Source organism: Methylobacterium sp. Leaf104 (assembly GCF_001422885.1).
In the GTDB taxonomy this organism is placed as follows: domain Bacteria; phylum Pseudomonadota; class Alphaproteobacteria; order Rhizobiales; family Beijerinckiaceae; genus Methylobacterium.
This window is the reverse complement of the sequence record NZ_LMMZ01000004.1, coordinates 1-13,966: the sequence shown is the minus strand read 5'-3', so window position 1 is coordinate 13,966 and position 13,966 is coordinate 1. Positions and strand designations below refer to the sequence as shown.

Here is a 13,966-nt window from a genome sequence, read left to right as displayed (position 1 = left end):
ACAGCCCAAGCGTTCACACCTTCGTGGCAGGTCGATTGCGATACGCTCGCAGTCACCCGCCCGGAGAACGGCAATGGCCCGAAGTGAAACAGACAACGTACCGGAAGAAGAAAACCGCTTCCTACTGCTCGTCCTCTTCCTGATACTCGCAGCGGGCGTGGTGTTCGCCGAAGCCGCCGCGATGACTCGGCGTGGATGGATCGCGCTGTCGACCTGGACTCCGATGCGTCAAAGTTAATACTTCGGCAATTGTAAGCTTAAACACGCGGGCGGTGGCGGCGGTGGTCGGGTCCGGCCCTCACTCCGCGCGCAACGCGCCGGTGCGGGAGGTGCGGGCGAGGCCGTGCTCGGTCTTGTTCCAGCGGTTGGGTGCACGGACGAGCTCGTACAGGCCCGACCAGGCGGCGAGGCTGACGAGCAGGAAGTAGATCGGCATCCACGGCACGAAGGCGAGCAGGTCGAACCAGTTGCGCCGGACGCAGCCGAGGGCTGCCGGCAGCAGCATGGCGAGCAGTCCGGCCACGAACAGCGTGACGGCGGCGCCGGTGGGAAAGTTCGCCCAGAAGCCCCCGGGCGCCGGGAAGCCGTTCCAGACGAAGACCGCGAAGTCGTAGGCCGCGCGGCCCATCAGGAAGGGATAGGCGAGGGCGGAGATCACCGTCCCGGGCACGAGGGCGACGGCGCAGAAGGTCCCGAGAATGCCGAGCTGCCGCGCGGTCCGGCGCGGCGACCGCGCATGGGTGAGGCTGGTCTGCAGGAAACCCTTCATCCAGCGGGTGCGCTGGTGCAGCCAGGACCGGACGGTGCGCGGCGCCTCCTCCAGGGTGTCGCTGCGCAGGTCGCCGACGCGGTAGCCCGCCCTTGCGAGGCGGATGCCCAGATCGGCGTCCTCGGTGACGTTCCAGGCATCCCAGCCGTGGAGCTCGCGCAGGATACGGGTGCGGAAATGCGTCGACGTACCTCCGAGGGGGATCGGCACGCACCAGGAGGCGAGGGCCGGAATCAGGACGTCGAACAGGGCCGCGTACTCGATCGCGAAGCAGCGGGTGAGGCGCCCGTCGTCCATGTTGTCGATGACGAGGCGGCCCTGCAGGCAGGCGGTGGTGCGGGAGGCGCGGGCGAAGCGGGTCGCGGCGGCGCGGAGCTGCCCCGGATCGGGCACGTCCTCGGCATCGTAGACCACGAGGCAGGCGCCGCGCGCCAGGGGCAGGGCGGCGTTGAGGGCGCGGGGCTTGGTGCGGGGCAGGCCCGCCGGCACCCGGACGACCTCGAACCGGGCCGGGAGGCCGGCCGCCTCGAGGGCCGCGTCCGTCTCGTGGTCGTCGGCCTCGATCACCAGCTTGAGGTCGAGCTTGGCCACCGGGTAGTCGAAGCGCGAGAGGGCCGCCACGAGGCGGGGCACCACCCGGGCCTCGCGATGGAGGGCCACCAGGACGGTGTAGACCGGCAGGGCGGTGTCCGGCAGCGGCACCTCGGGGGCCGCCTCGGCCTCGACGCTGACGGCGGCGATGCGGACCGTCACCATGGCCAGGAAGCCGACTTGCACCAGCGTCCAGGCGCCGATCAGCACGGCCCCGGGGATGAGGCCGGCGACGAGGCCGACGGCTCCGGCAACGAGGCCGACGATGGCGAGGCGTGGCGCCTGGCTGCCGGCCTCCAGGGCCCAATCGGGCCTGTGGCGCTGGAGCGTATCGGCGGCGTAGGCCGCGATGCCCGCCGGATTGGCGGCGAACACCGCCGCCTGCAGGGCCCGCGGCGTGGTGATGGCCGAACGGGTCCCCGTCCGCAGCAGCGCCGCGATGGCCGCCCCACGCGGGGCGCGAACCGTGCGCGGTCCGTGGAACGCCAGGGAACCCTTCGGGGAGAGCGGCGCGATCCCGGCCACGAGACTGTCGGGATAACGCGTGTCCTCGCCGAGGCGGAGATCGCCGGCGAGGAACGGGACGCCGAGGGCGGCGGCGAGGGCACGGTAATAGGCCTCTTCGGAGATCAGGTCGGCCTGGATCAGCGCCGTGGCGGCGTCGCTCCCGCAGGCCCGCGCCAGGGCGGCGGCCTGCGCCAGACGGCCCGGGTCGAAGCCCTGGCGCGCGAGGAATCCGATTTCGGGCGGCAGCGGAGCGGGCCGTCGATCGGAGGTGCCGAAACCGAGGAGCGACACCGCGCGCGGCCTCCCGGCGGCCCGCGGATGTGCTAGGGGAGGGCCGTGAGCCAGTCCGTTTCCACGCGCAGCCCGCGCGCCACCAGAACAACTTCTGCGGTTATCCGCCGAAAGGCAAGGCGGCTCCGGGGCCGGGCTGCCGCTTGTGCACTGGCGGCGCTGTCCTGCCTCGCCGCCGCTGCGCCGGCCCGGGCGGAGGGCGTGACGATCCCCAACTTCTGGAATCCGCGCGCCCGCCAGGAGCGCATGGAGACCCCGCCGAGCGCGCGCACGGTCCGCTTCCTCACCGACGACGACTTCCCGCCCCTTCACTTCGCCGGCCCGGACGGCACGCCCACGGGCTTCGTGGTCGAGCTCGCCCGCGCGGTCTGCGAGCGCTTGGCCATGACCTGCACGGTCCAGGCCCGGCGCTTCGACACCCTGCTCGACGCCCTGGCCGACCGGCAGGGCGACGTCGTCGCCGCCGCGATCCCGCTGACCCCGGCCCTGCGCGCGCGCTTCCTCGCCACCCGGCCGTATTTCCGCTGGCCGGCGCGCTTCGCCGCCCGCACCGACAAGGGCCTGCCCGCCCCCTCCGCGGGCGCCCTCGCGGACCGGAGCGTCGGCGTGGTCGGCGGCACCGCGCACGCGGCCTACCTGAAGGCCTTCTTCCCCAAGGCGACGGCCAAGGACTTCACCGATCTGGCGACGGCCGAGGGCGCGCTGCGCCGGGGCGAGGTCGACTACGTCTTCGCGGACGGCCTGAACCTCGCCCTCTGGATCGGTGGCGTCGACGCCGCGGGCTGCTGCGCCTTCACGGGCGGCGACTACCTGGAGAACCGCTACTTCGGCGAGGGCATCGGCCTCGTCACCCGCCCCGACGACCCGGCCCTGTCGCGGGCGCTGGACGACGCGCTCCAGCGCCTGTGGGACGAGGGGAAATACGCCGAGCTCTACCTGCGCTTCTTCCCGGTGAGCCCGTTCTGAAGGATCGGGCGGCGGCTCAGCCTTCGGGTCTTCAGGCCTGGCTCTCGGACCGCCTCGGCATAGCCGATCGATTCGGCGGCGCGCGCTTCGGCCGGGCCGCCGCGGCGGCCCCGATGGTCGATCGCTCGGGCGGCGGTGCCGGCGGGCCTGCGCGCCGGCGACCGCCGCTTCGCCTGGCCGGATCCGGAGGCCGTCTCAGATGCGCAGATGCCGGGCGCCGGCCGCGACGGCGAGGAGGAGGGTGGCCACCGCCAGGAAGGCGAGGGTCAGGCTGGTGGCGTGGGCGAGGAGCCCGATGGCGGCGGGGCCGGCGAGCACGCCGGCATAGCCCAGCGTGGTCACGGCCGGGATCGCGAGGGCGGCGGGCACCGCCTCCTGGCGGCCGGCGGCCGTGAACAGGACCGGCACGATGTTGGCGCAGCCCGCCCCCACCAGGGCGTAGCCGAGGAGCGTCACCGGCCAGAGGGGCACGGCCGTGGCGAGGCCGAGGCCGGCCGCCGCCAGCAGCGCGCCCAGGACGACGATGCGGCGGCGCCCGATCCGGCGCACGAGAGCGTCGCCGGCGAGGCGGCCCGCCGTCATGGTCAGCGAGAAGGCCGCGTAGCCGAGGCCGGCCCGGGCCGGATCGAGGCCGCGCTCCTGGATCAGGAAGACGCCGCTCCAGTCGAGGGCCGAGCCCTCCGTGAGGAAGACCACGAAGCACAGGAGCCCGATGCGGAGCACCGGCCCCCGCGGCAGGGCGAAGGCCGGGCCTCGGGGGCCGTCCGCCCTCGTCGCCAGGATGCCCGGCAGGGCGGCGAGGAAGGCGACCGCGATGGCGGCGACCACCACCAGGGTCGCGGCCGCCGGTTCCAGGCCGAGGCTCAGGAGGGCACTGAAGCCGGCCGCGCCCAGGATGCAGCCGAGGCTGTAGAGGCCGTGGAAGCCCGACATCATCGGCCGTGCGGCCCGGCGCTCCACCGCCACCGCCTGCAGGTTCATCAGGCAGTCGAGGAGGCCGAGGCCGATCCCGAGCGCGGTGAGAGCCACGGCGAGGACGGGCAGGCCAGCGGCGCGGGACAGGGTCATCAGAGCCGCCCCGGTCACGAGCACGGCGGCGGCCAGCACCGGGCGGGTGCCGAAGCGCCCGGCCAGGGCGCCCGCCACCGGCATGGTGGCGAGCGACCCGACGCCGAGGCAGAGGAGAAGCAGGCCGAGGGTGCCGTCGTCCAGGCCCGCCCGCGCCTTCACGAGGGGCACCAGGGGCGCCCAGGCGGCGACGCCGAAGCCGACGATGAGGAACAGGAGCCGGGTTGCGCGCGCCTCGACGGGGCCGGCCGCGCGGGTGAGTCGGCACGCGGCGGGCGCCGCGCTCGTGATCGTCGAGCTTGAGGTCATGACGCCTTTCGGGCGCGCCGGCCGGGGCCGCGCAGCGGGACGGGCCGACCTCTCGCAGGCGGACACGGCAAAGGTGTGAAGCCGGGCCTCTCCAGGACTGCGCCGGGTTCGCCTCAGGTCTGCAGGCGTTGCATCGGGACGCCCGGCGTGTCAGCTGCCGGGGATCGCGGGGCCGGACCGGCGCAGGACCCGCGCAACGGTGTCGCCGCCGCGACCGCCAGCGCACGCGTTGACCCTCCCGGTCGCCCTCCCTACGGTGCCGCCCTTCGCGATCCCCTGTCCCGACCATCCTCGTAGAACTGACGCTGTCCCCATGCCGTCCCCGCTTCCCTCCGACCCCGATCTCATTGCGGCGGCCGCCACCGCCGCGGCCTGGCCCTTCGAGGAGGCGCGCAAGCTGGTGGCGCGGCTGGAACGTCGCCCGAAAGCGGAGGTCCTGTTCGAGACCGGCTACGGGCCGTCGGGCCTGCCGCATATCGGCACCTTCGGCGAGGTCGCCCGCACCTCGATGGTGCGCTACGCCTTCCGGGTTCTCACCAACGACAGCGTGCCGACCCGGCTGATCGCGTTCTCGGACGACATGGACGGCCTGCGCAAGGTGCCGGACAACGTGCCGAACAAGCCCCTGCTGATCGATGCCCTGAACCAGCCCCTGACCCGCGTCCCGGACCCGTTCGGCACCCATGACAGCTTCGGCGCCCACAACAATGCCGAACTGCGCCGCTTCCTCGACGCCTTCGGGTTCGACTACGAGTTCCGCTCGGCCACGGAATGCTACCGCGCGGGCGTGTTCGACACGGGCCTGCTCACGGTGCTGGAGCGCTACGACGCCGTGATGGCGATCATGCTGCCGTCGCTGCGGGCCGAGCGCTCGGCGAGCTACTCGCCGTTCCTGCCCATCCACCCGGTGACGGGCGAGGTGATGCAGGTGGCCATCGACGAGGTCCGCGTCTCGGCCGGCACCCTGGTCTGGCGCGACCCCAAGACCGGCGAGGGATACGAGACCCCGGTGACCGGCGGCCACGCCAAGCTGCAGTGGAAGCCCGACTGGGCCATGCGCTGGGTGGCGCTGGGCATCGATTACGAGATGGCCGGCAAGGACCTCATCGATTCCGTCAAGCTCTCGGGCGAGATCGCGCGCGCCCTGGGTGGCGAGCCGCCGGAGGGGTTCAACTACGAACTCTTCCTCGACAAGGACGGCAAGAAGATCTCCAAGTCGAAGGGCAACGGCCTCTCGATCGACGACTGGCTGGTCTACGGCACCGCCGACAGCCTGGCGCTGTTCATGTACAACAAGCCCCGCGAGGCCAAGCGCCTGTTCGTGGAGATGATCCCGCGCCAGGTCGACGACTACCTGAGCTTCCTGGAGAAGTACCCGGGCCAGGAGCCGGCGCAGAAGCTCGGCAACCCGGTCTGGCACCTGCATGCCGGGCACCCGCCGGCAGCCGAGGCGGTCGGCAAGGGCGGTGCACTGACCTTCGCCATGCTCCTCAACCTCGCGGCGGTGGCCAACACCGAGGATCCGGCGGTGCTGTGGGGCTTCATCCGCCGCTACGATCCGGATGTCGGGCCGGAGACCCACCCGGTGCTCGCTCGCCTGGTCGGGCACGCGCTCGCGTATTTCCGTGATCTCGTGCGGCCGGCCAAGACCTACCGGGCCGCCACCGAGGCAGAGCGCGCGGCGCTGGAGGATCTTTCCGCCACGCTCGCCGCGCACGAGGGCTCCGTCGATCCGGAGGGATTGCAGGCGGTGGTCTACGAAGTCGGGCGCCGGCACTTCCCCGACCTGTCGGGCAAGGCCAAGAGCCCGGACGGGCGCCCCGGCGTCTCGCAGGCCTGGTTCGGCACGATCTACAACGTCCTGTTCGGCGAGGCGCGCGGACCCCGTTTCGGCTCCTTCATCGCCCTGTACGGTGTCGCCGAGACCCGGGCATTGATCGGACAGGCCTTGTCCGGTGCCTTCCTGGCGCAGATGCCGGCCGCGTGACGCCAGGATTTCCGTAAATCCAAGCCGCCTGTGCCGGTCTCACGGAGGCGGCGCAGGATAATGTCTGCGTGTCGCGGTGTGATTGCGCACAATTGTGCTTGTCGGAGCGCCGAGGGGCAGATAAAACGCCCATCCACTGGACAGAAAAAAGGCCGCCCCGGTGAGGGAGCGGCCCGAAGTCTAGGGAGGAAACGCCCAAGAAGGGCACACCGCGGCGACGCCATCGCCGCGGTGCATGGCGCTCAGATGCCATGCCGCACCGCACCATGCAATCGCTTCCCGTGGCGGAGCGGGTATGCGCGGGTTGCATGAAACCGAGGCTCAGGCCTCGGCGGGCTGTCAGACCTTGGCGGGCTGGATGTCCGGCATCCCGAGCTGCCCCAGGCTGTAGGCCCAGACCCGCTCCTGCAGCGCCGTGTCCCGGCCCAGGGCCGAGGGGGCCACCGCCCGGCATCGATCGAAGTAGAGACCGCTCACGCCGTCGACCTCCCGGGAGGTCGCGAGATACAGCGACGTGGCGGCGCCGTCCTCGGGCTTCGACAGGAAGGGGCGCACCAGGCGCCAGCCGAGGCCGAACCAGCCGCCGGTGCCCGAGGCGAACCCGCTGGCAATGACGCCGGGATGGAGGGCGTTGCTCGTGACGCCGGTGCCGGCGAGCCGCCTTGCGAGGGCGGCGCTGAAGAGCACGTTGCCGAGCTTGGCCTGCGAATAGCTGGCGATCGCGCTGTAGCGGCGAGCGTGGCCGATATCGTCGAAGGCGATCCGTCCCCGCCGATGCGCCATCGAGGCGACGCTGACAATGCGTGCCGGGGCGCTGGCCTTCAGGAGGTCGAGGAGCTCGAGGCTGAGATGCAGGTAGGCGAGGTGGTCGAGCGCCCAGGTCCGTTCGATTCCGTCCACCGTCGCGGCGTGGCGGTCGAAGATCGCGCCGGCATTGTTCACCAGGACGTCCAGGCGCGGATACCGCGCCCGGACCTCGCCGGCGAGGCGGCGGATCCCGGCCTGCGACGCGAGGTCGGCCACGAAGCCGTCGATCACGGCACCGGGCACGGCTTCCCGGATCCGGGCGGCGGTCCGGCCGGTGCGATCGGCATCCCGGCCGACGAGGCCGACGCGGAACCCCGCCCGCGCAAGGCCGAGGGCGGTCTCCGCGCCGATGCCGGAGGTCGCTCCGGTGACGAGGGCGATCCGCTCCGGCATCGCCTGGCTCACGCTAGAACACCGCCTGCCCGATGGCGAAGGCGACGACCACGATGACGATGGCCACCAGCAGGAAGAGGCCGAACAGGATGCGGGCCAGGGAGCCGGCGCCGGACGCGATGCCGGTGAAACCGAGGCCGCCCGCGATGAGGGAGATCACGAAACAGATGAGGGCCCATTTCAACAGGGTCATGCGCAACACTCCAGATCGCGGAACCGACCGTCAACCGCCTGCGCCCGCAAGCGTTCCGCCCAAGCTCGGCTGTTTTACGATGGCGCCCCGGGCCGGGCCGGGGCCGCCGCGCGCGCCTCCGCGCCGGCCCGCTCCAGGAGGAGGTGGGCCAGGGCGTGATAGAGCCCCTCGCGGCAGACCGCCTTCGAGACCGCGTCGGCGATCAGCGCCGCCACCATAAGGGGGATCATCAGGGCATGGTCCTGGGTCATCTCGGTGACGATGACGAAGGCGGTGATCGGCGCCTGCAGGGCGCCGGTGAGGTAGGCGACCATGCCGATGAGCACCAGGGCAGCCACGGGAACGCCGGAGAACCAGCCGTGCAGGGCGGCGCCGAGGCCGGCCCCGACGCTGAGGGACGGAGCGAAGAGGCCACCGGGAATGCCGCTGATCGCCGAGAGCAGGGTCGCGACGAACTTGAGCGGCGCGAAGTCGGGATGGGGCTCGGCCGTGCCGTGCAGGAGGGCGCGCGCCTCCTCGTAGCCGGTGCCGTAGACCGTGCCGCCCGAGGCGAGGCCGCAGAGGGCGACCCCGAGGCCGCAGGCGGCCGCGAAGGCGACCGGGCGCGCGGCGATGGCCGCCCCGAGGCGTCCGGGCAGGCCCCGCGCGAACAGGATGACGATGCGGGCGAAGCCGCCGCCGGCCAGACCCCCCAGCGCCCCGATCACCGGCACGGCGATCCAGCCCGGCCCGAAGGGCAGGGCGGCGCTGGAGGTGCCGAAATAGGTGTAGTTGCCGGTCAGCGCCATCGCGGTCAGGCCGGCCGCCACGATGGCGGCGACGATGAGCCCGCCGGTGCGGGCCTCGTAGGCGCGGCCGAGTTCCTCGATCCCGAAGACGATGCCGGCGAGCGGGGTGTTGAAGGCCGCGGCCACGCCGGCCGCGCCGCCGGCCAGGATCAGTCCCGGCACCCGCTCCGGCGTGAGGTGACCGGCGGCCGCCATGATCGCGGCGCCCACCTGCACCGTCGGCCCCTCGCGCCCGGTGGAGGCGCCGAACAGCAGGCCGAGGCTCATCACCACGATCTTGCCCGCCGCGACGCGCAGGGAGACGAGGGCGCGGCGCAGAGCGAGGTGACCGGTCTGGCGGGCCGCGATCACCTGAGGAATGCCGGACCCCTGCGCGTTCGGGAACACCGCGCGGGCGAGCCAGGCGCAGAGGGCGAACCCGAAGGGCGTCAGGCCGAGGGCCACCAGGGGCGAGAGGCCGAGCACGCGCCGGAAGACGCCCTGGGCCGCATCGGCCAGCCCGGCCATCAGGACGGCGGCGAGCCCGACGCCGATGCCGCCGACGAGGAACAGGAGGCGGTGGCGCCACAGCCCGAAGGCGTCGAGGGTGGCCCCGCGCAGGCGCCGCATGCGCGGCACGACCCCGGACCGGACCCTGGCCCTCAGAACCTTGACGCGCAGCACCTTGGCGGGACGGGTGGGGGGCATGCGATCGAAGGCTCGGATGGGAACGCGGGAGAGGGCGTCGGGCGGGCGTCAGGCAAGGGGCATACCCCGGGGAGCCTTAAGCCTTGTCCCCGCCTTCCGCCCTGCAGAGCGCCTCGACGGTCCGCAGATAGGCCTTCGCGTCGAATTTCCGCAGGGAATTCTCGCTCTGGTAGCGCACCGTCCCGAAGATCTTGCGCCGCGCCCAGGGGCGATCGTGCAGCCCGTAGACCCAGGCGACGTTGGTGAAGGAGTTCGGGTCGCGCCCGTCGAGGAAGTAGCGGTTGTTGAGCCGCAGCGTGCGGGCGAAGCCCTCCTCGGGCGTGGGCGACCATTCGAGGATCTTCTTGCCCCAGTACATGCGCAGGTGGTTGTGCATGTAGCCGGTCTCGCGCATCTCCGCCTGGGCGGCGTTCCAGTAGACGTCATGCGTCCTGCCCTCCGCGAGTTCGGCCTCGGTGTAGGTCTTCGGCCTCGGGTCGTCGGCATGCTCGGCCAGGACCTTGCGGGCCCATTCGGGAACGGCGCGCGCGTAGCTGTCGTAGCCTTCCGTGTAGTGGACATGGTTCATCGCCAGTTCGCGGCGGATGACCACCTCCTCGACATAGGCCGCCTTGTCCTCGCGGCCGCCGGCCCTAGCGGCCCGGACCGCCCGCACGATCTCCACGGGCGAGATCTGCCCGAAATGCAGGTAGGGGCTCATGTGCGAGGCCGCCCCGGCCTCCGGCCGGTTGCGGTCGCTGCCGTAATCGGCGAACGGGCCTTCGAGATAGGCCTCGAGGCGCCGGCGCGCCTCGGTCTCGCCGCCGGTGAAGCGGCGCACCGGGCCGACGATGCGGTCGAGGCTCATGCCGGCCAGCACCGCCGCCGGGTCGGCGATGTCCACCTCGGACTTCGGCAGGCCGCGCCCGGCCGGGTGCTTCACCCTCCGGGCGGTCAGGGGCGCGACGTAGTCGTCGAGGTGCCTGTGCAGCTTCGGGCGCAGGGTACGGGCGGCGTATTCGTGCTTGGCGGACGCGACCTCCACCGGCACCACGACGTCGCCCTCCACCTGCACGATCCGCGCGTCGATGCCCTCGACGATCTCGGCGTACCAGCGCTTCTGGATCGCGAGGTAGCCCCGGTCGAGGACCAGGAGGGCGGCATCCTCGGCCAGGTCGATCGCCACCTGGGCGGGCGAGGCCTTGCGCAGGCAGAAGCCGATGCCCCGGGCCTTCAGGCCGGACGCCGCGTCGGCGAGCCCCTGGAGCAGGAAGGCGTAGTGGCGGGCATTGGCCTCCGGAAAACCGTTCTTGCCGTCGAGCAGCCCGAAGCATGCGAGGACCGGCAGGCCGAGCCGGTTGGCCTCCTCGATCGCCAGCTCGAGGGCCGGGTTCTCATGGGCACGATTCGCCTGCTGCAGGAGATAGAGCACGTAGCGCCCCTCCGCCCTGGGCTCGGCGTCCTTGAGGAGTCGGATCCGTCCCGCCTGAATCGCCATCGCCGCTCATCGTCTCCCGGTTCGTCGTGAAAGGTCGGGCCGCCGCACCCGTACGGCACCCGAGGCCGGATGGATCTCCCGGACCAACCCCGCCATGGCGAGCCCAGCAGACGCAGCCGCGAAAACTGAATTCGACCAATCCTTTGATGCAGGCTCATCTGGGTCGGAAGCCGCGCGACGCCATGAGCATTTGCCGCTGCTCGGGTGCGTCATTTTGGATACAGAAATAGGGCAATGTGTGCCGCGGCACCAAAAGCGACATGGATGCTGCCCTATCCGCCTTGCAATTTCGCGGGAGAGGTTCAGATTGTGCATTGCGGGAACGCGATGGCGTCGCGGTCCTGCTGCCCTCCTTGGGCGTTTCCTCCCTAGACTTCGGGCCGCTCTTCGGAGCGGCCTTTTTTCTTGTCCGGTCTCCTCAGCCACGGGCGCGGGCGCGGATCATGAAGTTGTCGTAGGTGTATTCCGCCACCTGGAACCAGAGGTATTCCTCGTTCCGGAAGGTCTTCATGGCTTCGTGGACGCGCTTGAAGTCGGCATTCTTGGAACCGATCTCGGCATAGACGTCGTTGGCGGTCTTGAGGGCGGTCTCCATCACCTCCTGCGGGAACGGGCGCAGCTGCGCCCCGGCCGCCACGAGACGGCGCAGGGCGCGCGGGTTGCGCGCATCGTACTTCGCCTGGACGTCGGCATGGACCTGGGCGGCGGCGGCCTGGAGGATCGCCCGGTAGCTCTTGGGCAGCCCCTTCCAGGCCTCGGCCTGGATCCAGAGATGGACCGTCGAGGCACCCTCCCAGAAACCCGGATAGTGATAGGTCGGCGCCACCTTCTGCAATCCGAGCTTCTCGTCGTCGTAGGGACCGATCCACTCGGCGGCGTCGATCGCCTTGGAGTCCAGGGCGGCGTAGATGTCCGGCCCCGGAGTCGCCTGCGGCACCACCCCGAGCTTGGCCAGCACCTGCCCGCCGAGGCCGCCGATCCGCATCTTCAGCCCCTGGAGATCCGCCTGCGCCTTGATTTCGCGGCGGAACCACCCCCCCATCTGCGCCCCGGTATTGCCCGCCGGCAGGGCGACCAGCCCGTGCCGGGCGAAGATCTCGCCGAACAGGTCGGCGGCGCCGCCCTGAAGCCACCAGGCGCTCTGGCCGCGGGCGTTCAGGCCGAAGGGCAGGGCGGTGGCCAGGGCGAAGGTCGGGTCCTTGGCCAGGCCCAGGGTCGCCGGGCCGTAGCCCATCTCGACCGTGCCGGCGGCCACGGCCTCGAGGAGCCCTTCGGCCGGCACCGGCTCGCCCGGCCCGGAGGGCTGGATCTGGAACCGGCCGTCGCTGGCCTCGGCGACGATGCGGGCGAGCATGTCGGTGGCGCCGAACAGGATGTCGAGGTTCCTGGGGAAGGCGCAGGCGAGGCGCCAGCGCAGGTCCGGCGTCGCCTCGGCCCGCACGGGCGCGGCGAGGAGGGCGGCCGCGCCGCCGAGGCCTGCGGTGAGGAGAGCACGGCGCCCGGAAGTCGGGAGCGCGGAGGATGGGGGCATGGCGCCTCGCTGATGGATCCGGACTCGTCCCGTCGCGGCCGGCTCCCGCCCCGAACGTCCGCCGTTCACGAACGACGGACGGCCGGAAACGATCCCGAAACGTTCGGATGTCTCCGTTGGCCGCCCGGACGACGACCGGGCGGACGCGCGGCGACTCAAGCCCGGTGAACTACTTGGCGTACGTGAAGGTGCCGTCGTTCCAGACGTAGAGGACGTAGCCCTGGGCGGTGACGTCGCCCTTGCCGTCGAAGCCGACCGAACCGAGCACGAGGTCGAAGCGCTCCGCGTGCAGGGTGGCGGCGATGCGCTTCGACTCCGCCGTATGGGCGAAGTTGCCGGCCGCCACGAGGGCCTGGAGGGCCGCGTAGCCGTAGATCGTCGATCCTTCGGGCTCGACCCCCTCGGCCTTGAAGGCCGCGACCACGGCGGCGGCCTCCGGCTTGCGGCGCGGATCGAGGTAGAAGGTCATCAGCACGCCGTTGCTCGCCGGCCCGGCGATGGTGGCGAATTCCTGCGTGGCGATGGCGGAGGTCCCGAACCATTGCGGCTTGAAGCCCCGCTCGGCCGAGATCCGCACGAGGCGGCCCATCTCGCGGGCGTCCCCGCCGTAATAGGCCACCGCGATCCCGGCCTCCTTCAGGCGGTCGGCCAGGGCCGCATCGTCGGCGTCGCCCGCCGCGAAGGCGGTGGCGATGGCCTCGTTGATGCCGATCCGGTTGAGGTTTTCCTTGGTGGCGGCGGCGAGGTTGCGCGAGCCCGGCGTCAGGTCGTTGAGGATGGCGATCTTCTTGTCGCGGAACCGCTCCGCGAGCACGGTGGCCGAGAGCTTGGCCTGGTCGTCGTCGCGGCCGCACACCCGGAAGATCGTCGGCAGGCCCCGGTCGGTGAGCTTGGCGGCGACGGAGGCGGCGGTGATCATCACCGTGCCGTTGGCGGCGTAGACCTCGGAGGCCGCCAGCGACGCGTTCGAGCAGACGTGGCCGACCACGAGGCGCACCCCCTGCGTCGCGTAGTGGTTGGCCACCGCCACGGCCTTGTTGGAATCGCAGGCGTCGTCCTGCACATCGAGCACGATGGTCTGGCCGTCGAGGCCGCCCTTGGCGTTGGCGTCGCGGGCCGCGGCCTGGACCCCGCGCAGGACCTGCTCGCCCACCGCCACGTAGGCACCGGACCGGGGGACGGCGACGCCGATCACCACGTCGGCCCGGGCCGGCGTCACGCCGGCGAGCGCCGCGGCGCCGAGGAACAGGCTGCCAGCCAAGCCGCCGGCGCGCCCGAAGCGCCGGGCCGCGCGTCTGAACCTCATCTCGCCCCGTCTCACGCCTCGGTCGACCTCGCTCAAGAATAGAGGCGGATCGGCCAGCCGCCAAGGTTCGGCGCGCACCGCGTCCACGGCCCGGTACCTCCGGCATCGATCCGGACCGCGCGACCCGTGCGCGATGCCGCGCGAGAACGCAAGAGGGACCTTCGGCGCGGGCGCGGGGAGCGCTCGACGTCCGCGCCCCGCCCGCGGGTCTAGCGGGCGGTTGCGTAGAGGGAGGCGCCTGCGGAGACGGGTGCGGTGATGGTGGAGAAGACGGAGAGGACCTTCTGGACCTCGGT

The 13,966-nt window shown here is 71.9% G+C and carries 10 protein-coding genes; 2 read left to right on the top strand and 8 right to left on the bottom strand.

Going from position 1 to position 13,966, the window contains the following annotated elements:
- Positions 1-298: 298 nt before the first annotated feature.
- Entirely contained in the window at positions 299-2,158 is a 1,860-nt protein-coding gene (locus ASF49_RS05870) for a glycosyltransferase family 2 protein (RefSeq protein WP_056469243.1), read from the bottom strand.
- A gap of 45 nt (positions 2,159-2,203) precedes the next feature.
- Between ASF49_RS05870 and ASF49_RS05865 the strand changes: the two genes are divergently transcribed.
- Positions 2,204-3,124 carry a transporter substrate-binding domain-containing protein gene (locus ASF49_RS05865; protein ID WP_200930017.1) on the top strand — a complete coding sequence of 307 codons (921 nt, stop codon included), beginning with the start codon at positions 2,204-2,206 and terminating at the stop codon, positions 3,122-3,124.
- A gap of 195 nt (positions 3,125-3,319) precedes the next feature.
- Here the strand turns inward: ASF49_RS05865 and ASF49_RS05860 are convergent, their stop codons facing one another.
- Complete coding sequence (locus tag ASF49_RS05860; protein ID WP_056469240.1) at positions 3,320-4,501, bottom strand: MFS transporter; 1,182 nt, start codon at positions 4,499-4,501, stop codon at positions 3,320-3,322.
- A gap of 313 nt (positions 4,502-4,814) precedes the next feature.
- Between ASF49_RS05860 and ASF49_RS05855 the strand changes: the two genes are divergently transcribed.
- The gene (locus tag ASF49_RS05855) at positions 4,815-6,488 is read left to right on the top strand and encodes a lysine--tRNA ligase (RefSeq protein ID WP_056469237.1); all 1,674 of its coding nucleotides are present in this window, start codon (positions 4,815-4,817) and stop codon (positions 6,486-6,488) included.
- Positions 6,489-6,827: 339 nt separating this feature from the next.
- Here ASF49_RS05855 and ASF49_RS05850 read toward each other — a convergent pair whose 3' ends face one another.
- The 6 genes from ASF49_RS05850 to ASF49_RS05825 form a co-directional block, all read right to left on the bottom strand.
- On the bottom strand, positions 6,828-7,688 hold the full coding sequence (locus ASF49_RS05850) for an SDR family NAD(P)-dependent oxidoreductase (RefSeq protein ID WP_056469234.1): 861 nt from the start codon (positions 7,686-7,688) through the stop codon (positions 6,828-6,830).
- Positions 7,689-7,701: 13 nt separating this feature from the next.
- Positions 7,702-7,881 carry a DUF1328 domain-containing protein gene (locus ASF49_RS05845; protein ID WP_056469231.1) on the bottom strand — a complete coding sequence of 60 codons (180 nt, stop codon included), beginning with the start codon at positions 7,879-7,881 and terminating at the stop codon, positions 7,702-7,704.
- Between the two features lie 74 nt (positions 7,882-7,955).
- The gene (locus tag ASF49_RS05840) at positions 7,956-9,278 is read right to left on the bottom strand and encodes a chloride channel protein (protein ID WP_056469555.1); all 1,323 of its coding nucleotides are present in this window, start codon (positions 9,276-9,278) and stop codon (positions 7,956-7,958) included.
- Positions 9,279-9,432: 154 nt separating this feature from the next.
- Positions 9,433-10,833, bottom strand: a complete 1,401-nt coding sequence (locus ASF49_RS05835) for a deoxyribodipyrimidine photo-lyase (RefSeq protein ID WP_056469228.1) — start codon at positions 10,831-10,833, stop codon at positions 9,433-9,435.
- Positions 10,834-11,251: 418 nt separating this feature from the next.
- On the bottom strand, positions 11,252-12,364 hold the full coding sequence (locus ASF49_RS05830; protein WP_056469224.1) for a TRAP transporter substrate-binding protein: 1,113 nt from the start codon (positions 12,362-12,364) through the stop codon (positions 11,252-11,254).
- A gap of 169 nt (positions 12,365-12,533) precedes the next feature.
- The gene (locus ASF49_RS05825) at positions 12,534-13,670 is read right to left on the bottom strand and encodes a branched-chain amino acid ABC transporter substrate-binding protein (protein WP_056469222.1); all 1,137 of its coding nucleotides are present in this window, start codon (positions 13,668-13,670) and stop codon (positions 12,534-12,536) included.
- Between the last annotated feature and the right edge of the window lie 296 nt (positions 13,671-13,966).

Coding starts and splice junctions, on each gene's coding strand:
- ASF49_RS05825 (WP_056469222.1), bottom strand. CDS start 13,670: ATGAGGTTCAGACGCGCGGCCCGGCGCTTCGGGCGCGCCGGCGGCTTG.
- ASF49_RS05830 (WP_056469224.1), bottom strand. CDS start 12,364: ATGCCCCCATCCTCCGCGCTCCCGACTTCCGGGCGCCGTGCTCTCCTC.
- ASF49_RS05855 (WP_056469237.1), top strand. CDS start 4,815: ATGCCGTCCCCGCTTCCCTCCGACCCCGATCTCATTGCGGCGGCCGCC.
- ASF49_RS05840 (WP_056469555.1), bottom strand. CDS start 9,278: ATGCGGCGCCTGCGCGGGGCCACCCTCGACGCCTTCGGGCTGTGGCGC.
- ASF49_RS05845 (WP_056469231.1), bottom strand. CDS start 7,881: ATGACCCTGTTGAAATGGGCCCTCATCTGTTTCGTGATCTCCCTCATC.
- ASF49_RS05835 (WP_056469228.1), bottom strand. CDS start 10,833: ATGGCGATTCAGGCGGGACGGATCCGACTCCTCAAGGACGCCGAGCCC.
- ASF49_RS05860 (WP_056469240.1), bottom strand. CDS start 4,501: ATGACCTCAAGCTCGACGATCACGAGCGCGGCGCCCGCCGCGTGCCGA.
- ASF49_RS05850 (WP_056469234.1), bottom strand. CDS start 7,688: ATGCCGGAGCGGATCGCCCTCGTCACCGGAGCGACCTCCGGCATCGGC.